13 protein-coding genes are annotated in these 19,125 nt (G+C 71.1%); 2 read left to right on the top strand and 11 right to left on the bottom strand.

Features of this window, described 5'->3' with window-relative positions:
- Positions 1-141 precede the first annotated feature (141 nt).
- The 6 genes from ACZ4EG_RS30580 to ACZ4EG_RS30605 form a co-directional block, all read right to left on the bottom strand.
- Positions 142-1,182, bottom strand: coding sequence for a nucleoside triphosphate pyrophosphohydrolase (locus tag ACZ4EG_RS30580; RefSeq protein ID WP_453555122.1), 1,041 nt, complete (start codon positions 1,180-1,182; stop codon positions 142-144).
- A gap of 284 nt (positions 1,183-1,466) precedes the next feature.
- Positions 1,467-2,117, bottom strand: a complete 651-nt coding sequence (locus ACZ4EG_RS30585; protein ID WP_390709920.1) for a SurA N-terminal domain-containing protein — start codon at positions 2,115-2,117, stop codon at positions 1,467-1,469.
- Between the two features lie 144 nt (positions 2,118-2,261).
- The gene (locus ACZ4EG_RS30590; protein WP_453555124.1) at positions 2,262-3,092 is read right to left on the bottom strand and encodes a glycoside hydrolase domain-containing protein; all 831 of its coding nucleotides are present in this window, start codon (positions 3,090-3,092) and stop codon (positions 2,262-2,264) included.
- Positions 3,093-3,220: 128 nt separating this feature from the next.
- Positions 3,221-4,705: a protein kinase domain-containing protein gene (locus tag ACZ4EG_RS30595; protein WP_453555357.1), complete on the bottom strand. Its 1,485-nt coding sequence runs from the start codon at positions 4,703-4,705 to the stop codon at positions 3,221-3,223.
- A gap of 38 nt (positions 4,706-4,743) precedes the next feature.
- A complete protein-coding gene (locus ACZ4EG_RS30600) occupies positions 4,744-5,379 on the bottom strand; it encodes a hypothetical protein (protein WP_467792841.1) in 636 nt (211 codons plus the stop codon).
- Positions 5,380-5,613: 234 nt separating this feature from the next.
- Positions 5,614-7,962: an N-6 DNA methylase gene (locus ACZ4EG_RS30605; protein WP_467792842.1), complete on the bottom strand. Its 2,349-nt coding sequence runs from the start codon at positions 7,960-7,962 to the stop codon at positions 5,614-5,616.
- Between the two features lie 188 nt (positions 7,963-8,150).
- On the opposite strand from ACZ4EG_RS30605, the gene ACZ4EG_RS30610 reads away from it, so the two are divergent.
- Together ACZ4EG_RS30610 and ACZ4EG_RS30615 are read left to right on the top strand one after the other, a co-directional pair.
- Complete coding sequence (locus ACZ4EG_RS30610) at positions 8,151-8,840, top strand: hypothetical protein (RefSeq protein WP_467792843.1); 690 nt, start codon at positions 8,151-8,153, stop codon at positions 8,838-8,840.
- A gap of 88 nt (positions 8,841-8,928) precedes the next feature.
- Positions 8,929-9,678, top strand: coding sequence for a hypothetical protein (locus ACZ4EG_RS30615; RefSeq protein ID WP_467792844.1), 750 nt, complete (start codon positions 8,929-8,931; stop codon positions 9,676-9,678).
- An 18-nt stretch (positions 9,679-9,696) separates the two neighbouring features.
- On the opposite strand, the gene ACZ4EG_RS30620 is transcribed toward ACZ4EG_RS30615, so the two are convergent.
- The 5 genes from ACZ4EG_RS30620 to ACZ4EG_RS30640 all read right to left on the bottom strand — a co-directional run bounded on the left by ACZ4EG_RS30620 (position 9,697) and on the right by ACZ4EG_RS30640 (position 18,716).
- Positions 9,697-10,440, bottom strand: a complete 744-nt coding sequence (locus ACZ4EG_RS30620) for a GNAT family N-acetyltransferase (RefSeq protein ID WP_467792845.1) — start codon at positions 10,438-10,440, stop codon at positions 9,697-9,699.
- 72 nt (positions 10,441-10,512) lie between these two features.
- Positions 10,513-11,226 (bottom strand): HNH endonuclease family protein, encoded by a 714-nt coding sequence (locus ACZ4EG_RS30625; protein ID WP_467792846.1) that lies wholly within the window; start codon positions 11,224-11,226, stop codon positions 10,513-10,515.
- Between the two features lie 194 nt (positions 11,227-11,420).
- Entirely contained in the window at positions 11,421-14,978 is a 3,558-nt protein-coding gene (gene mfd, locus ACZ4EG_RS30630) for a transcription-repair coupling factor (RefSeq protein ID WP_467792847.1), read from the bottom strand.
- Between the two features lie 334 nt (positions 14,979-15,312).
- Positions 15,313-17,880 (bottom strand): ABC transporter permease, encoded by a 2,568-nt coding sequence (locus tag ACZ4EG_RS30635; protein WP_467792848.1) that lies wholly within the window; start codon positions 17,878-17,880, stop codon positions 15,313-15,315.
- On the bottom strand, positions 17,877-18,716 hold the full coding sequence (locus ACZ4EG_RS30640) for an ABC transporter ATP-binding protein (RefSeq protein ID WP_453555140.1): 840 nt from the start codon (positions 18,714-18,716) through the stop codon (positions 17,877-17,879). Before ACZ4EG_RS30640 ends, ACZ4EG_RS30635 begins: the two co-directional genes overlap by 4 nt.
- Positions 18,717-19,125: the final 409 nt, after the last annotated feature.

Raw genomic sequence — 19,125 nt, forward strand, 5'->3', positions numbered from 1 at the left:
ACGGTATCCGGCTTTCCGGCGGATGCCGCGCGGAGGGCGGTGCGGGCACCGGCCACCGAAGTGGTGACTCCTCCAACTCCTTTTCCCCGCACGCCCTCGCGCCCATGGGCAAGCCCCCGTGCCCCTCCCTCGGGCCATCCCTCAGGCCGACGTCGAGCCCTCCATGCCTTCTATGCCCTCCATGCCTTCCACTCCCTCGGCGGCCCGCACCGCGTCCCGGTACGCCCTTGCCGCCGCCCGCAGTGCCGCCTCCGGGTCCACCCCGTCCGCCTCGGCCCGTATCGCGAGCGCGAGCAGCTCGTACCCGATGCCCTCGCCGTGCGGCAGCGGCACCTCCAGTCCCGCCGTGCGCGCGCGGGAGGCGAGCTTCGCCGCGAGGGCGAGGCCGGGCTGGCCGAGCGGGACGCCCTCGGTCACGGAGGTGCGCCGCTTCTCCTCGGCCTTGGTGCGCAGCCAGTGCTCCTTGACCTCCTCGGGGGTCTGGGCCGTCTCGTCGCCGAAGACATGCGGGTGGCGGTGGATCAGCTTGGCGACTATGCCGCCGGCCACGTCGTCGACGGAGAACGGCGCCTCGGGGTCCTCCTCGGCGATGCGGGAGTGGAAGACGACCTGGAGCAGCACGTCGCCCAGTTCCTCCCTGAGCTCCTCGCGGTCGCCGGCCTCGATCGCCTCGACGAGTTCGTAGGCCTCCTCGATGCCGTACTTCGCCAGGCCCTTGTGGGTCTGCCGGGACGACCAGGGGCACTCGACGCGGATGCGGTCCATGACCTGGACGAGGTCGAGGAGACGGGCGCCCGGCAGGTCGTAGGAGGCGGGGAGCAGCTCCAGCTCGGGCATCCGCACGCGGCCGGAGCCGGCGAGGCGGGCCAGGCCGTCGGTGAGCGCCGGTTCGCCCTCACCGGTCGCCACGACCACCACCGTGTGTCCGCCGACGCAGGCGTCGACCAGTTCCTGGGCGGTGGGCGACGTCTCCTCCACCCCTATCCCGGCCTCGCGCAGATAGGGCAGCTGTGGGTGGGCCCCGTCCGCGCACAGCACACGGTCGGCGGAGCGCAGCGCCTGCCAGGCGGGCCAGGACAGCAGCCCCGGGGCGACGCGGTGACTGGTGGTGAGCAGGACGACACGGCCGGGGGCCGCGGCCGGGCCCGGTTCCTGAGCGGCTTCGAGGCTGGTGGTGTTCACGCATCGAACGTAACGCACGTCCGTCGACGGCCTCGCGAGTTGTCCACAGGCTTGGGCGGGCGATGCGATCGTAAGACCGCGACGCGGTGGTCGGGGCCGGGCCTGAGGCCTGGGGGACCCAGGGAACTGAGAACCCGGGACCCGGGAGCCCGAAGGCCTGGGGGCCCGGAAGGCCTGGGGGCCCGGAAGCCCGGAAGCCCGGGGGCCCGGAAGCCCGGGGCCTGGAGGTCCAGAAGCCCGAAGACCCGGAAACCCGAGGCCCCAGAGCCCCGGCGCCCCGGCGCCTACGCCGACTGCTGCTGCGTCCCGGTCTTCGTGACCTCTCGCACCCACGGTGTCTTCGCGTCGACGCGGCTGCTGTTCTGCACGTCCCAGGAGCCGTAGCGCGGGTTGAGGTCGATGTTCAGTTCGCCGGACGCGGTGGACAGCGCCTTCCAGAACGCGGGCTCGGAGGTGCTGGTGCCGAGCTTCTGGGCGAGCTTCTGGGCCTCGACCTGGAGGCGCAGGTTGTCGTCGAGCCGCTTGGGTGCGACGCCGTACTTCTGCAGCCAGTCCGTCTCCAGCGCCGCGGCGCCGCCGAACTGCTGCTCCAGGCCGGTGCGCAGCCGCTGGATCTCCTTGCGGGTGACCGTGATGCCCTGGTCCTGCGCGGCGCGGTGCAGCACCCGGTCGAGGACCATGTTGTGCAGGGTGTCGCGGGTGAGGCTGCTGGTGGAGGCGAGGACCTGCTGGTACTGCGCCTCGTCCGGCACCGCGGCCCGCTGCGCCCGGCGCACCTCGTCCACCCGGTTCTCCAACTGGGCGACGGTGATCCGCTGGCCCCCGACGACGGCCGCCGCGCCTGGATGCGCGTCGTTTCCGCAGGCGGCGAGGAGAGGAGCCGCGGCGGCGATCGCGGCGGACAGGACGAGCGCGGTGCGACGGCGGCGGAGCAAGGAGACCTCCTGAGGAGATTGTGCGACGGTGCACAAAGTCTTGCGGTGATCGATGGTAGGCAGTGGGCAAGCTCTGGCCAACCCATTCGACCAACGATTCACGCACACTTCGGGCACCGCCGCGTCGCCTCCGGGGCGCGGAGGTCAGCCGGTGATGGCCACCGGGGCGTCCCACGCGTCCCGGTCCACGGTGATCGTGTAGCCGCCGCGGGTCTCCTTGCTGTTGACCATGTACTGGTGGGCGCGGCTGTGGCCGGTGTACTGGCTCGCGCCGAACGGCCAGTCCGCGGTCGTGGTGTTCTGCTTGTCCCACAGCGCGTACCAGAGGTTGCCCGGCAGATCGGTCCTGTCCGTGGCGTTGGCGACGGCCTTGGCGCTGGAGCTGGTGAAGCCGTAGTAGCCCGCGCGGTACGTCTTCACGCGCAGTTCCTTGTCGAAGGCGCGCACATAGGTGAGCACGGCGTTGTTGCACGACGTGTTCGTCGTGTCGTACGCCTCCATGTCGAGGTAGATCGGGCTGCCGGCCTTCATGCCGAGGGCGGAGGCCTTGGCCACTGCGTCGTCCGCGTCGGTCCTGCCGAGGGAGGCCGCGTTGGCGGCGGTGAGCTTCTCGGGGTTGGCGCCGCTCTGGCAGGGGGGCTGGGCGCCGACGTAGAGCGGGATGAGCTTCCAGCCGACCGCGCTGACGGACTTGACCCAGGAGGCGGTGAGGTTGGGCTGGGCGCAGCCGCGGTTCTTGCCGCCCACGTAGACGGCGGCGGCGCCGTAGAAGCCGTTCGTGTGCCAGGCCTTCATGGCGGCCAGGGAGGGCGCGGCACAGGTGTCGAAGGCACGGCCGGTGTACGTCCGCTGCGCGGGCCAGGTCGTGGCCGCCATCGACGTCTGCGCGGCGATGCCGGCCCCGGCGACGACGGCGGCACCGACGGCCGCCCATGTCAGGTACCTGCGCTTCTTCGACTGCCGATGGCTGGACATGCCTGGAACCCCACCCCTGTGTGTGCACTGTGCAGCTAAAACGGACGGCAACCTATCGGGTGCGGCGTGCCGCTTTGAGAAACAGCGCCCCCGCAAGATCACAAGCTTCCCCCAGGGAACGGCAAAATCTAGCCGCGCACCTGCCCCAGCCACTGCAGCGTCCGCCGGACCTCCGCGGCCAGCGGGTGTCCGGGACCGTGCAGGCGCTCCACGTCCAGCACCAGTCGCGCGAGCGTGTCGTGGGCGGAAGCCCGGTCGCCGAGGGCCAGCAGCAGAAGGCCGATCCGGCGGCGGACGTCATGGGCGAGCTGCGGGTCGCCGGAGACGTACTGGTTCTCGTAGTACGGCAGCAGCGCGCGGTACTCCGCCAGGGCCGCCGCCGGTTCGCCGAGCTGCTCCAGGCACTGGGCGGCCTCGTAGCGGAACCGCAGGGACTGCGGGTCGGCCTGGCCCGCCTCGGAGGCGCGTTCGTCGGCGAGGCGGCGCAGTTCGGGCAGCGCGCGCCGGTACTGGCCGTCGTCCATGAGCGTGGCCGCGTACTGCTTGCGCAGGGTGCGGACGACCGGGGAGTGCTCGCCGTGCTGCTCGGCCGCGGTGGGCAGGATCGCGCCGAGGATGTCGACGGCCTGGGTGATGCGGCCCTCCCCGAGGAGGCGCTTGACCTCGTCGACGGCGGCGGCGACATCGGGCTTGTCGGGCACGGGCGCCATCGGGGCGGGCTGCGGCGCGGGGGTGCGGGCGCGGTCCGGCCAGGGGGCGTGCGGGCGCAGGAAGGGGCGGGTGGGGTCCAGGGGTGCCCCGGTGGGTATCCCGCGCGCGGGCAGGAGCAGTGCCAGGTTCTCGTACACCTCCTGCGCGGAGGCGGGGCGGTGCTGCGGGTCCTTGGCGAGCAGACGCAGTACGAGCGCCTCCAGCGTCTCCGGCACCTCGGGGCGGATCCGGCGCACGGGCAGCGGCGGCTCGTACAGATGCCGGTGCAGCACCCCGAGCGCCGTGGAGCCGGCGAACGGCACGTCCCCGCTGAGCAGTTCGTGCATCAGCACGCCCAGCGCATACAGGTCGGTGTACGGGCCGACCGCGCCGCCCATCGCCTGCTCGGGGGCCATGTAGGCGGGCGAGCCGATGGGCGAGCCGGTGTGGGTCAGGCGGGTGGTGTCGGTGTCCATGACGGAGGCGACACCGAGGTCGAGGACGGTGACCGTGCCGTCCTGCTTCACCATCACGTTGCGCGGCTTGAGGTCACGGTGGACGATCGGCACGGCGTGCACGGCGCTCAGCACGGCGCACAGTTGCGCGGCGACCGCGACCGCCCACTGCCACGGGTACGGATCGTGCTCGGCGAGGTGGTCGGAGAGGTCGGCGCCGTCGACGTACTGCATGACGAGGAACAGCTCCTCGCCCTCACTGCCCGCGTCGTGCACGGTGACCAGACCGGGGTGGTCGACCTGTGCGGTCACCCGGCACTCGCGCACGAACCGGCGGCGCAGTTCGTCGGCCTCCTGCCCCGCCACCTTGTCGGGGCGCAGCAGCTTCACCGCCACGCGCCGGTCGAGCCGCTTGTCGTACGCCGTCCAGACCTGGCCCATGCCGCCCTGCCCGATGAGCGTGGACAGTTCGTAGCGGCCGGCGACGACACGTCCTGTCGCCACGGTCACCGTCCGCCCTCGTGATGCCCGTCGTGCTTGCGCAGGTAGTCACTGAGCTCGTCCAGCTCGGCGCGCACCTGGTCGATGCGGGCGGGCGCCGGACGCTGCGGCGGGGCCGGTATCGGGGGCTGGGACGGGGGCGTGTGGGCCATCGGGGGCGGGGTGTGCGGGCCGAGCGGGGACTGCGGCGCGGTCGGCCCGATCGGCGAGCTGGGCACGGTCGTCGCGGTGTACGGAGACGCGGGTTGCGCGTACCCGTACGGCGACGCCATCGGCTGCTGCGCGCGGTAGGCGTCCCGCAGCCGCTGGAAGTGCCGTATGTCGGCCGCGAGGTAGTACGCCGTCGCTGCGACGAGGGTGCCCAGGAGCAGGGTGATGCCCAGGTAGCCGCCGGCGGTGTGGATCTCGTCGCCGGATTCGCTGCCCAGCAGCACGATGCTGAGGACGTCGGCCGCGAGGACCGCCACGAACAGGCCCCAGTCCAGCGACTTGCGGGTCACGATGGCCAGGCGCAACAGCATCGCCCAGGTCGCGAAGCCGATGCAGGTGAACCCGAGCGCCACGAACAGCACACGCAGGAAGATCAGCACCGCGGTGTCCGGCGGCCGCTTCAGCGGCTGTGCGTAGCCGTGGCCCTGCATGGTTGCTCCTGTTGCCCGAATTATGCGTACGTGTCGGTCCGGCGCCGCCCGTTGCGCGGACAACACCGGTCATGCCCTTGTCGCTTCGAGCATATGGCCCGACACGGACAAGCGGCCCGGGTTGTACCGAACCGTTGTCGTGCCGAACACTTCCCACGACACCGCAGGTACGGACAGGAACACGCGGAGCCGGACGTTCCGGGCGGGAGCGCGGGATGCGGCGCCCCCGGCGGGTCACTCCGGCGCCACCGTGCCGTCGGTCAGGCCGTCGTACATCCCGCGCACGAGCTGGTCCCCGAGCCGGCCCGCGTGCCTGAGCGCCCGCTCGAACTCGTCCAGGGCGCGGAAGCGCGCGCCGTAGCGCCGCTGTTCGTCGAGCGGGAGCCGCGGCAGCTGGAGGCGGCGCACATCGAGGCGCGTGGCGGTGGACGCGTAGCTGCTGGCCTGACGGTTGTTGGCGGTACCGCGCAGGAAGCCGGCGAGGAACCACGGGTCGAGCGCCGTGGGATCGGGGCGCAGGAGCACGAGGTTGCGCCCCAGGGCGGCGCCTCCCGTCGCCTCGTCGATCACGCGCGCCACCGAGCCGCCGCCGAGCACCGGCACGACGACATCGCCCGGCTCGGTGAGCACGGCCTCCTCGTCGCTCTCGGGGAGCGTCCCGGAGGGCACGGTTCCGGCGAGGACGTCGTGGTCGGTGAGGACGGGCACGCGCGCGTGGCCGCCGTTGCCGCCGGTACGCATCACCAGGGCGCCCCCGCGCGCGAGTTCACCGATGGTGGTGAGCGGCCAGCGCACGGGTCGCGCGGAGTCGGCGGGCGGCGGGGTGAGGGCGTTGGTCAGGCGCAGGGTCTCGCCGAGCCGCTCGCGCACGGCCGTGAGCTGCTCCGCGCCGTCGGCCGCGGCGGGCGGCGGGAGATGGCGGGCGGGGGCGAGGTCCACGTCGTCGTCGAGGAGCTCGATCACGGGCACCGAACGGGCCAGCCCCGGGCGCTCGTCCAGCCGCCCGGCGCGTTCGAAGGCGCGCCAGGCGTCGAGGGCGGCGTCCCGCACCGCCTGCCAGTCCGGCCCGCCGCGCCCCTCGCCGGCGAACTGCCCGGTGTCGGCGAGCAGCACCTCGGGCTGCGCGGGCGCCTTCTCCGGGCGGCGCAGCACCCAGACGTGCAGGGGGATGTTGTACGGCGGCGCCGCACCCACCGGCAGCGCGACGACGGCCCGCAGCGCACCGCGCCGCAGCAGATCGGCACGGATACGCCGGCCGGAGCGGCGGGAGGCGGCGGCGGGCGGCATGAGCAGCACGGCGGTGCCGCCGTCCGTCAGCCGGGCGAGCGCGTGCTGGACCCAGGCGAGCTCGGACTCGTTGCGCGCCGGGAAGCCGTACTCCCAGCGGGGGTCGTAGGCGAGTTCGTCGTGCCCCCAGTTGCGCTCGTTGAACGGCGGGTGACACAGGACGGCGTCGGCGTGCAGCTCCGGGTACGCGTCACCGCGCAGGGTGTCGCCGGCGGCGCCGCGCACGGTGGCCCGAGTGTGCAGCGCGAGCCGGAGCGCGGTGAGCGCGGCGAGGTCGGGCGCGCTGTCCTGGGCGTAGAGCTCCTGGCCGGGGCGGGTCTCGACGGCACGCAGCAGGGCGCCGGTGCCGCAGGCGGGGTCGAGCACGGTGCGGGCGGGGCCGGCGAGGTCGGCCATGAGCCGCGCGAGCTCGGCGGGGGTGAGCGTGTACTGGCGCGGATTGGCATCCAGATGCCGCCCCAGCAGGAACTCGAAGGTCTGCCGCGCTCCCGTCTCGGCCGCCAGCTCGGCGGCACCGCGCAGGAGGGGGATGGAGGGGAGGAGTTGGGGGGCGGTGGGGGCGTGAACGGCGGGGGTGCTGTTCACGGCCGGGGCGGTGTTCACGGCCGGCGCAGGGTTCACACGGGCCGATGCAGGGTTCACATCGGCTGGGGCGGTGACGGCCGGAGGGGTGTGAACCGCGGCTGACGTGTTGCCCGTCGGTGGGGTGTGAACCTGGGCCGGGGTGTTCACGGCGTTCGCAGTGCGTGGAACATCCGCCGCGGCAGGGGTGTTCACAGCTCCCGCGCCGTGAGCGGCCCCCGAGCCGTGAGCCACCCCGGGCTTGTTCACACTGGCCGGAGTGTTCACGGCCGCCGCCCCGCCAGCGGCCTGCCAGCTGTGAACACGGCGACCACGCGCCAGACCGAACCGCGGCGCGATCACCTGCTCCAGCGCGGCGGGCAGCATCGCGGCCAGCCGCTCGTCGGAGCCGGCGCTGATCTCCAGCCAGTCGGTCGGACGCTCATGGATGAGCAGCAGCGCGCAGCCTGCGTGCACCAGCGCGGTGACCGGGCCCTCCGGGTGGCCGGCGAGTTGCTGCCAGACGCGTTCACGCAGGGGGACCTCGGCAAGCTTGCCCTGTTTGCGCAGCCAGGCCTCGACCTCGGCGAGGGCGAAGGACGGGCTGGTCTCGGTGCCGCCGACCGGTTTCGGGAAGTCGGCATGCCGGCGGCGCCAGTTGCTGACGGCGGCGCGGCCGACGCCGGCGAGCCGTGCGATTTCCGCGGCGGTCACTTCTGTCGCGTTGTCCTGCACCCGCCCCGCTCCCCTCGTCCATGTGTGACACGAGCATACCGGCGAACATGTGATCCACCCATTCACGCGCGTGTACGGAACTCATTGCGTGAACCGTGTTGACTCGGTTCACAGGCTCTGCTCTTATTGACCCAGCGAACGAGTGGCCGCCGGAGGGGGTGGGTCACCGTCTCGGGGAGGGGACAGCCATGGGCATGAAGGGCAAGGTCGCGCTGGGCGCCGTCGTGGGGATCGTCGTCATCGGCGCCGTGTCGGCGAACGCCGGCGGCAAGAGCGGCGGCGGATCCGACAGCAGCGACAAGGGCTCTTCGGCGTCCGCCGAGCACAAGAACGGCGGGAAGAAGGACTCGGGCAGATCCGAGGCGGCCACGAAGAAGAAGGCCGCGTTCGACGGGGACGGCGACTTCCAGGTCGGCTCGGACGTCAAGCCCGGCACCTACCGCACCAGCGGCAACACCGACGACATGTGCTACTGGGAGCGGGCCAAGGACGCCTCGGGCGAGATGGACTCACTGCTGGCCAACGACAACGTCAGCGGGACCAGTTACGTCACCATCAAGCCCACCGACAAGCTGTTCAAGTCCAGCGGCTGCAAGGACTGGGAGGCCGTCGACCCGAAGGCGAAGGGTTCGCGCGCCTCGACGATGGACGGCGACGGTGGCATGTTCAAGGTCGGCGCCGACATCGCCCCCGGCACCTACAGGTCCACCGGCAACGCCGACGACTCCTGCTACTGGGAGCGCACCAAGGACGCCGAGCACGGCCTCGACTCGATCATCGCGAACAACAACGTGACCGGCACGGCCGTCGTCACCATCAGCTCCTCCGACGCGTACTTCAAGACCGCCGGATGCGGGGACTGGAAGAAGACGGCCTGACCCGGCCGGCCAGTCACACCACCCACCCATACCGCTCACCCAACACCGCTCACCCAACACCGCTCACCACACTCACCAAGGAACTCCCATGCGTCGCACCGCACTTGCCGCCCTCTGTCTCGCCGCCGCGGCCGCCGCGGGGCTCACCGGCTGTCTGCCGGGGCAGGACAAGGCGGACAGCAAGCCGAAAGGTCCGTTCGCCGGGCTCACCGGCGGTGAGATCGCCGACCGGGCAATGAAGGCCACCACCGGGGCCGCGTCGCTACGGCTCAAGGGCGATGTCGCCGACGACGAGAGCAACGGCACCATCCAGCTCGACATGGCCCTGAACAAGAAGGGCGAATGCGCTGGCACCATGAGCATGGACGGTCAGGGCAAGGCCGACCTGATCAAGACCGGCGACACCATCTACATGAAGTACGACGAGGCGTTCCTGCGCGCCCAGAGCAAGGGCGAGTCCAAGGCCGACACCGACGCGGCCGTGGCGATGCTGGCCGGGAAGTGGACCAAGATGGCCGTGAAGGGCCAGGACGCCAAGGACATCGCGAGCTTCTGCGACCTGGACTCGGTGCTCGGCGGCGCCGCGGACGTCAACTCGGACGCCACCCGGGGCAGGACGACCACCGTCGACGGTACGCCGGCGATCGTCCTGCACGAGAAGGACGGCAAGGACCAGTACACGCTGTACGTCGCCACCGAGGGCAAGCCGTATCTGCTGAAGATCGACAGCACGTCCGTCAAGGACCCGGTGCACCTCACCCTCGGCGACTACAACCAGCCGGTACCGGCGAAGAAGCCCGCCGGCAAGATCCTCGACCTGGACGCGCTGGGCGGCTGAACCGGGATGCGGCGCCCCTCACAGCGGGTGCCGCATCCACACGTTGGGCTCGACATACACGGCGTATCCGCGCTCGGCTTCGCAGCGGACCGGGACCAGTGCGCCGGGTACGTCGATGTCGCCCTCCGTGTCGAAGGGCAGCCCGGTCCAGCGGCGCCACTCCTCCAGCGAGGCGGCCACGGTCATGGACGCCGGGGCGACGGAGTCGATGGTGGCACCGGCCCGGGCGTGGACGCGCAGCCACGGGTCGTGCGGCAGACCGTCGGGGCGCACCCGGTGCGCGTACTCCTCGATCGGAGTGCGGGGCTCAAGGTGCTTGGCGCTCGGGCGGACCGGGGCGACGACCTCGCTGAAGCCGTGCGCACGGGCGTTGGCGCGCATCGCCGAGAGCATCCGGCCGGACAGCCCGGTCCCCTGGACGTGCGGGGCCACGACGATGGAGATGGCGCTGACCGTGTCGGGGCGGGTGCCGCGGCGCAGATCGGCGAAGGCCCAGCCGAGCACCTGGTCCCAGCCACGGGCGGGCAGGATGCCGCGGTCCTCGGCACCGAGAGCGAAGGGCACGCTGTAGCCGTGCGCGACGACTTCGCCCCGCTCGTCCTCGGCGAACAGCGCATACTCCGGCAGCTCGATCGGGATGCGGCCGTAGTAGGCGTCGCCCACCGGGTCGTTGACGGTGAACTCCGGCCAGGTGTCGGCCATACCGAGAACCTGCTCCAACTTACCGGGCTGCTCGGCGAGGCTCGCCACCTTCACGTCCATGCGGGCGACGGTATGCGGTGGGGCCGACGGACCGGAAACGGTTTTACGTCCTCCGGGCCCTCCCCCCTTCCCTCAATGCGCCCGGAAGCGATCCGGTGCCTTCGTCGGGTTGCCTCCCGAAGGGAGGTTCTGGTTCGGGCAGGTCGTGAGGACCTTCTTCATCGCGGTCTTCTCCGCGGCGGTCACCCACAGGTCGTACTTCTTCTTCACCGCCACCTGGGCGGCGACATAGGCACAGCGGTAGGACTGGTTGGGCGGCAGCCAGGTGGCCGTGTCGCCATCCCCCTTGCTGCGGTTGGTGCTTGCGTCCACGGCCAGGAGGTTGAGCGGGTCGTTGGCCAGGGCTATGCGCTTGCTGGGATCCCAGTACTTGGCGCCCTTCTGCCAGGCGTCCGAGAGGGCGACGACATGGTCGATGTCCACCTGGCTGCGGCCGCGCCGGTAGGTGACGCCCCTGCCGGAGTAGGGGTCGGGGTCGAGCAGGCCGGAGGAGACCTTGCAGGTGCCGCCGGTGAACTTCAACTCCTTCAGGTCGCGTTTGAGGATGTCGTCCCGGGTGTCGCAGGAGTTGGAGTCGGTGTCCGCCCAGGCCGTGCCGAATCTGGCGCGGGAGTAACCGGTCTTCGGCGCGCGTCCCTTGACGGTCAGCGAGTCCGCGGCGGCCAGGGCAGCGCCCCCGCCTCCCGACCGTTCGGGTCCGGAAGACCCCTCGGTCCGCTCTGCCGTGCAGCCGGCCACGGCGAACATCATGACGACAGCGGTGACTGCCCCGCCCCTCAGACGCATCACAGCGCACCCTCCCCTTGCCTCCCCTGTACCGCCTCCACGCGGGCGGACTGGTCCTGACCCCACGGTAGCCGTCGGGAGGTTGCGGGTGGACGCGGCCCGAGGGGGGCTGGGTGCACGTCGGCGTGCGGCCGGGCTCAGCCGCCGGTCTCAGCAAACACGGCCCAGTCCGACGGTGAGCGGGAGGGGCGCGGTCAAGAACCCAGGATCGATGCCAGGAACTCCCCGACCCAGCCCAGCAACTCCCGCCCGACCAGCGGCTTTCCGCCGACCTTCGCGGTCTTCGGACGCGGTACCAGCACCTGGTGCACCGCCGGCTTGATGACGGTGCCCGGGTACAGGCGCTTGACCCGCAGTTCCTGCGACTCCCGCAGCTCCACGGGCGCGAAGCGGATGTTGGTGCCCTGCAGCACGATCTCGCCGACGCCGCACGCGCGCGCGAGCATGCGCAGGCCCGCCACCAGGAGCAGGTTCTCCACCGGCTCGGGCAACTTGCCGTATCGGTCGACGAGTTCCTCCCGTACGGCCTTGATGTCCCCCTCCGTGTTGGCCGAGGCGACGGCCCGGTACGCCTGGAGGCGGAGCCGCTCGCCGGGGGCGTAGTCGTGCGGGACGTGCGCGTCGACGGGCAGCTCGATCTTGACTTCGAGCGGCGGCTCCTCCTCGATCTCGCCGGTCTCCAGCTGCCGTCGGTAGTCCGCGACCGCCTCGCCGACCATGCGCACGTACAGGTCGAAACCGACGCCCGCGATGTGTCCGGACTGTTCGCCGCCGAGCAGGTTGCCCGCTCCGCGGATCTCCAGGTCCTTCATCGCCACGTACATGCCCGCGCCCATCTCCGTGTGCTGGGCGATGGTCGCGAGCCGCTCGTGGGCGGTCTCGGTCAGGGGCTTCTCCGGCGGGTACAGGAAGTAGGCGTAGCCGCGCTCGCGGCCCCGGCCGACGCGGCCGCGCAGCTGGTGCAGCTGCGAGAGGCCGAAGGTGTCGCCGCGCTCGACGATCAGGGTGTTGGCGTTGGAGATGTCGATGCCGGACTCGACGATCGTGGTCGACACCAGGACGTCGAACTTCTTCTCCCAGAAGTCGACGACGACCTGTTCCAGCGTGGACTCCGACATCTGACCGTGGGCGGTGGCGATGCGCGCCTCGGGGACGATCTCGCGCAGCCGGGCGGCCGCGCGGTCGATCGACTCGACCCGGTTGTGGATGTAGAAGACCTGGCCCTCGCGCAGCAGTTCGCGGCGGAGGGCCGCGCCGATCTGCTTCTCCTCGTACGGCCCGACGAAGGTGAGCACCGGGTGGCGCTCCTCCGGAGGGGTGGTGATCGTCGACATCTCGCGGATGCCGGTGACCGCCATCTCCAGGGTCCTGGGGATCGGGGTCGCGGACATGGTCAGGACGTCGACGTTCGCGCGGAGCTTCTTCAGCTGCTCCTTGTGCTCGACGCCGAAGCGCTGCTCCTCGTCGACGATGACCAGGCCGAGGTCCTTGAACTTGGTCTCCGAGGAGAACAGGCGGTGGGTGCCGATGACGATGTCGACGGCGCCGTCCTGCAGGCCCTCCAGGACCGCCTTGGCCTGGGTGTCGGTCTGGAAGCGGGACAGCGCGCGCACGTTCACCGGGAACTGCGAGTACCGCTCGCTGAACGTCCCGAAGTGCTGCTGCACCAGCAGGGTGGTCGGGACGAGGACCGCGACCTGCTTGCCGTCCTGCACCGCCTTGAAGGCGGCCCGCACCGCGATCTCCGTCTTGCCGTAACCGACGTCGCCGCAGATCAGGCGGTCCATCGGGACCGACTTCTCCATGTCCTCCTTGACCTCGGCGATCGTCGTCAGCTGGTCGGGGGTCTCGGCGTACGGGAAGGCGTCCTCCAGCTCCCGCTGCCAGGGGGTGTCCGTGCCGAAGGCGTGTCCCGGGGCCGCCATCCGCGCGCTGTACAGCTTGATCAGGTCGGCGGCGATCTCCTTGACGGCCTTCTTCGCGCGCGCCTTGGTCTTCGTCCAGTCCGCGCCGCCGAGGCGGTGCAGGGTGGGTGCCTCGCCGCCGACGTACTTGGTGATCTGCTCCAGCTGGTCGGTGGGGATGTACAGGCGGTCGCCGGGCTGGCCGCGCTTGGCGGGGGCGTACTCGACGACGAGGTACTCGCGGGTGGCGCCCTGGACGGTGCGCTGCACCATCTCGACGTAGCGGCCGACGCCGTGCTGTTCGTGGACGATGTAGTCGCCCGGCTCCAGGGTCAGCGGGTCGATGGTCTTGCGGCGGCGGGCGGGCATGCGGGCGCCGTCCCGGCCGGCCGCCTTCTGCCCCGTCAGATCGGTCTCCGTCAGGACGGCGAGTCCGAGCGCCGGGTCGACGAAGCCGTAGTCGATCGAGCCGCAGGAGACGTGGACGACCGAGGGGGTGAGCTCGGCGAGGTCCGTGTCGAGGCGTGCGGCGATGCCCTCGCTGCCGAGCACCTCGACCGTACGGGCCGCGGGGCCGTGGCCCTCGGTCACGAAGACCGTGCGCCGGCCGTCGGCGAGCCAGCCCTTGGTGTCGGCGAGGGCGCGCGCGGTATCACCGCGGTAGGTCTCGGGGGCGTGCATGCCGAGCTTGAGGGTGTCCCCCGCCGCGTGAGCGGCATATGTGTCCGTCAGTTCCTCGTCGGCGGCGAACGGCGACACCGACCACCACATCATGTCCAGCTCGCGCGCGCGGTCGCGGACGTCGGCGATGGACCACAGGGAGGCCGCGCCGACGTCGATGGGCGCCTCGCCGCCGCCGGCGGTGGCCGCCCAGGAGGCCTGAAGGAACTCCTGGCTCGTCGCGACCAGATCCGCGGCACGCGTGCGTACCCGCTCCGGGTCGCACACGACGGCCATTGCGCCCTTGGGCAGCACGTCCAGGAGCAGCTCCATGTCGTCGACCAGGACCGGGGCCAGCGACTCCATGCCCTCGACCGCGATGCCCTCGGCGATCCTGCCGAGCAGTTCACCCAGCTCCGGGTGCTGTTCGGCGAGGACACGCGCACGTGTACGGACGTCTTCCGTCAACAGGAGTTCACGGCAGGGCGGCGCCCACAGACCGTGGTCGGCGACCTCCAGGGAGCGCTGGTCGGCGACCTTGAAGTAGCGGATCTCCTCGACGTCGTCGCCCCAGAACTCGATGCGCAGGGGGTGTTCCTCGGTGGGCGGGAACACGTCGAGGATGCCGCCGCGTACGGCGAACTCGCCGCGCTTCTCGACCAGCTCGACACGGGAGTACGCGGCGGCCGCGAGGGCTTCGACGATCTCGTTCAGGTCGGCGGTCTGCCCGGTCCTCAGGGCCACCGGCTCCAGGTCGCCCAGGCCCTTGACCTGCGGCTGGAGCACGGAGCGTACGGGCGCCACGACGACGGAGACCGGGCCGGTCTCGGGGTCGTCGGGCCTCGGGTGGGCGAGGCGGCGCAGTACGGCGAGGCGGCGGCCGACGGTGTCGCTGCGGGGGCTGAGCCGCTCGTGCGGGAGGGTCTCCCAGGAGGGGTACTCGACGACGCCCTCGGGGGGCAGCAGGGAGCGCAGGGCGGCGGCCAGGTCCTCGGCCTCGCGTCCCGTCGCGGTCACCGCCAGCACCGGGCGGCCGGCCTCGCGGGCCAGGGCGGCGATGGCGAAGGGGCGGGCCGCCGGGGGGCCGACCAGGTCGATGTGCATCCGATTGCCGTCCTCGGCCGCCTTGATCGCTTCCGCGAGGGCGGCGTCCTTGACGACGGCGTCGAGCAGACCGTGCAGGCTCATGGAGGAGGCTTCCGTCCGAGGGTGGGCAACACGAATGACCCGACTCGTCCGACGGCCGGGGGGTCTCCAGCGTACGACGCTGCGCTCGCCGGTGCCGGGGGCTGTGGGTAACCTGCGCTTTCCGGTGCTCGCGCCGCGGCGGACCTCCCAGGGGGCTCCGCCCCCTGGACCCCCGGCCCATGCCCACCCACCACCCGGCTCGGTCGGCCAGGAAGCGGGGCTCGACAGTCAGCAAGCAACCCGGTGCCGGGAAGTCCCCCAAGACTCCCCGGCACCGGGTCTTCCCCCGCAACCCCCGTATGCGGTGGTCGTACCGACGGCTTCGCCTGCGCGGCTAATCCGTCGCGATCGCGTTCAGCACGTTCATCCGCCCCGCCCTGAACGCCGGGATCAGTGCCGCGAACAGGCCCACGAAGGCCGAGCCGATGAAGACTCCGATGATCGTCGGCCAGGGGATCTCCAGGACGTTCAGACCCTCCAGGGCGAGGAGCTTCTGGGCGGTCGCTCCCCAGCCCATGCCCAGGCCGAGGCCGAGCAGGGCGCCGAAGAGGGCGATGACCACCGACTCCAGGCGGATCATGCGGCGCAGCTGGCGGCGGGAGAGGCCGATGGCCCGCATCAGGCCGATCTCCCTCGTCCGCTCGACCACCGAAAGCGCCAGGGTGTTCACCACACCGAGGACGGCGACGATGATCGCCAGGGCGAGCAGGCCGTAGACCATGTTCAGGAGCTGGCCGACCTGGTCCTTCAGTTCCTTCTTGTAGTCGGTCTGGTCCCTGACGTCGTACTGCGGCCACTTCTTCAGGGACGTCTTCAGAGCCGCGTACGCCTGCTTCTCCTGGCCTTGCTTGGCCTTGGCGAACATGATCACGTTCGGCGGGATCTGGCTCTTCGGGACGTATTTCGCCATGGTCTCGATGCTCATGTAGCGCGCGCCCTTGTCGAGCGCGGTGTCGTCGTCCGTGATGGCGGCGACCTTGAGCCTGGCCATGCGGCCGTGCTTGAAGGCGACCGTGATGGTGTCGCCGACGTGCACGCCGTGCTGCTTGGCGTAGTCGGAGCCGACCGCCATGGCGTCCTTGCCGTAGGCGTTCGTCAGGGTGCCCTCGGTGGTGGTGCGGCGCAGGTCACCGGAGTACGAGGGGTCCGCGGCCGTCACACCCTTGTCGTCGGTCTTGCCGTCGGGCGAGGTCAGCGTGGCCTCGATCTCCTTGTAGCTGGTGACATGGGCCAGGCCCGGTGTCCGCTCCATCGCCCGCTGGGCCTGCGGGACGATCCGCTGGTGGCCGGTGACGATGAAGTCCGCGCCGACCGACTTGTCGAGCTCGCTGGTGGCGGAGGCGACCATGGAGGAGCCGACCACCGACAGGCAGGCGACCAGTGCGAGGCCGATCATCAGGGCGGCGCCCGTGGCCCCCGTGCGGCGCGGGTTGCGCAGGGCGTTGCGCTCGGCCATCCGGCCGACCGGGCCGAAGGCCCGCAGCAGCACCGCGCTGATCACCCGCACCACCCCGCCCGCAAGGAGCGGGCCGATGACGACGAAGCCGATCAGGGACAGGACGATGCCCGCGCCGAGGACGAGCGAGCCGTCGCTGGCCTTCTTCGCCGAGGCGGCGGCGAACAGGGCGGCCGCGCCGGCGCCGGTGAGGACCAGGCCGATCAGGCCCCGGATCCATCCCGCCCTGGCGTCGGCCGGCGTACCGGCGTCGCGCAGCGCGGCCATCGGGGAGACCTTGCCGGCGCGGCGGGCGGGCAGATAGGCGGCGAGGACGGTGACGATCACGCCGAGGATCAGGCCCACCACGGGGGTGGTCGTCTTGATCGTCAGGTCCCGGGTCGACAGGTCCATGCCCATCGAGCCCATGAGCTTCATCAGGCCGACGGCGATGCCGACACCGGCGCCGACGCCGAGGATCGAGCCGACGAAGCCGAGCAGCGTCGCCTCGACCAGCACCGACCGGTTGACCTGCTTGCGGGAGGAGCCGATCGCCCGCATCAGGCCGATCTCGCGGGTGCGCTGGGCGACCAGCATCGAGAAGGTGTTGATGATCAGGAAGATGCCCACCAGGAACGCGATGCCGGCGAAGCCGAGCATGGCGTACTTGATGACGTTCATGAACTCGCCGACGCCCTTGCGGTTCTCGTCGGCGTTCTCCTTGGCGGTCTGGTACTTGTACGTGCCCGCGCCGACCGTCTGTGCGACGTTGCGCTTGAGCCGCGCGTCGGAGACGCCGGCCGCGGCGGTGACGTTGATCTGGGTGAACCGACCGGTGGCGCCGAGCAGTTCGCGCTGGGCGGTGGCGGTGTCGAAGTAGACGACGGCGGCACCGGGGTTGGTCACCTTGAAGGTGGCGATGCCGACGATCCGGGCCGTGAAGTCGCCGGTCTGCGCGATGGTGCGCAGTTCGTCGCCCATCCTGAGGTGGTGCTTGTCGGCGGTGTCGGCGTCGACCATCACCTCGGTCGGCCCGCGCGGGGCGTGCCCGGAGGTGATCTCCATGGACCGCAGGTCGTTCCTGGTCCAGTTGCCGGCGATGGTGGGCGCGCCGGTGCTGGAGCCCATGTTGTCGTTGTCGCTGTTGACGACGGTGACGTTCAGGGAACTGACCGCGCCCTCGGCCGACTTGGCGCCGTCAGCCGTCCTGGCCTTCGCCACGGCGGACGCGGGCAGCGACAGCGGCACACCGTTCTGCGGGGTTTTGTCGTTCGACGCGCCCTTGGGCGACACCGTCACGTTGGAGGCGGTCACCGAGAACAGCTTGTCGAACGTCGTGTTCATGGTGTCGGTGAACACCAGCGTGCCGCACACGAACGCCACCGACAGCAGCACCGCGATCGCCGACAGCGCCATGCGTCCCTTGTGCGCGAAGAAGTTGCGCATCGAGGTCTTCAGGACGGTCATGACGTACGTCCCCGGGCGTCGAAGTCCTTCATGCGGTCCAGGACCTGGTCGGCCGTCGGCTGGAACATCTCGTCGACGATCCGGCCGTCGGCGAGGTAGAGCACCCGGTCCGCATAGGAGGCGGCCACCGGGTCGTGGGTGACCATCACGATGGTCTGGCCCAGCTCGTCCACCGAGCGGCGCAGGAAGCCCAGCACCTCGGCGCCCGCGCGCGAGTCGAGGTTTCCGGTCGGCTCGTCACCGAAGATGATCTCCGGGCGGGCGGCCAGGGCACGGGCCACGGCGACGCGCTGCTGCTGGCCGCCGGAGAGCTGGGTCGGCCGGTGCTTGAGCCGTCCGGCCAGACCCACGGTCTCCACGACCCGGTCCAGCCAGGCCTTGTCCGGCTTGCGGCCGGCTATGTCCATGGGCAGGGTGATGTTCTCCAGCGCGTTCAGCGTCGGCAGCAGGTTGAACGCCTGGAAGATGAACCCGATCCGGTCCCGGCGCAGTTGGGTGAGCTTCTTGTCCTTCAGGCCGGTGATCTCGGTCTCGTCCAGATAGATCTGGCCGCTCGTCACGGTGTCGAGTCCGGCAAGGCAGTGCATCAGGGTGGATTTGCCGGACCCCGAGGGGCCCATGATCGCGGTGAACTGGCCGCGGGCGATGTCCACGTCGACGTGGTCGAGGGCGACGACACGGGTCTCCCCCGACCCGTACGCCTTGACGACCTGCCGGGCCCGCGCGGCAACGGCCGTAGTCCCGCCCGCCGCCCGACCACCGCCCCTCATCGAGGTGCTTCGCGCCGCACCTTCCGAATCGCCCCCGTGCCCGGGAATGGTCATAGCCGATGTCACGGTAAGTCTCCTATGTCGGTTGACGGGCGAGCGGCGCTCGGTGCCGCACCGGTCGGTCGAAGTGGTACGCCGATGAGTCTCGTGGGTGGCGTGGGTGCCGCGCGCTGGTGCGAAGCCCCGTCTTCCCCGGGGGAAAACCCCACCCCCGCCGGTTCGGACAACCGCCCCCCGGCGACGTAAAGCCAGGTTAAGGACGACCCGGGGGCCGGTTCCTCCTCCAGGGGTACGAACCTTCCCCGAGCCTTCGTGCGGAGATCCCCCTAGGGGACGTCCACCGCCAGGTGGAGTCCTTCTCCGGGGAAGGTCCACCCACCGGCGCACTCAGGCTCCACCCTCCCGTTGCGTCATGGTCAAGTGGGAAGCTGTCGCGGGGCGGATGGATGCAGAGGGAAACCAGTAGAGGGAGGGA

The sequence above is a fragment of the Streptomyces sp. NPDC025638 genome (genome assembly GCF_055558775.1).

Excerpts from the sequence above, each read along its gene's own strand:
- ACZ4EG_RS30590 (WP_453555124.1), bottom strand. The coding sequence starts at position 3,092 with ATGTCCAGCCATCGGCAGTCGAAGAAGCGCAGGTACCTGACATGGGCG.
- ACZ4EG_RS30600 (WP_467792841.1), bottom strand. The coding sequence starts at position 5,379 with ATGCAGGGCCACGGCTACGCACAGCCGCTGAAGCGGCCGCCGGACACC.
- ACZ4EG_RS30610 (WP_467792843.1), top strand. The coding sequence starts at position 8,151 with ATGGGCATGAAGGGCAAGGTCGCGCTGGGCGCCGTCGTGGGGATCGTC.
- ACZ4EG_RS30615 (WP_467792844.1), top strand. The coding sequence starts at position 8,929 with ATGCGTCGCACCGCACTTGCCGCCCTCTGTCTCGCCGCCGCGGCCGCC.
- ACZ4EG_RS30620 (WP_467792845.1), bottom strand. The coding sequence starts at position 10,440 with ATGGACGTGAAGGTGGCGAGCCTCGCCGAGCAGCCCGGTAAGTTGGAG.
- ACZ4EG_RS30625 (WP_467792846.1), bottom strand. The coding sequence starts at position 11,226 with ATGCGTCTGAGGGGCGGGGCAGTCACCGCTGTCGTCATGATGTTCGCC.
- mfd (WP_467792847.1), bottom strand. The coding sequence starts at position 14,978 with ATGAGCCTGCACGGTCTGCTCGACGCCGTCGTCAAGGACGCCGCCCTC.
- ACZ4EG_RS30635 (WP_467792848.1), bottom strand. The coding sequence starts at position 17,880 with ATGACCGTCCTGAAGACCTCGATGCGCAACTTCTTCGCGCACAAGGGA.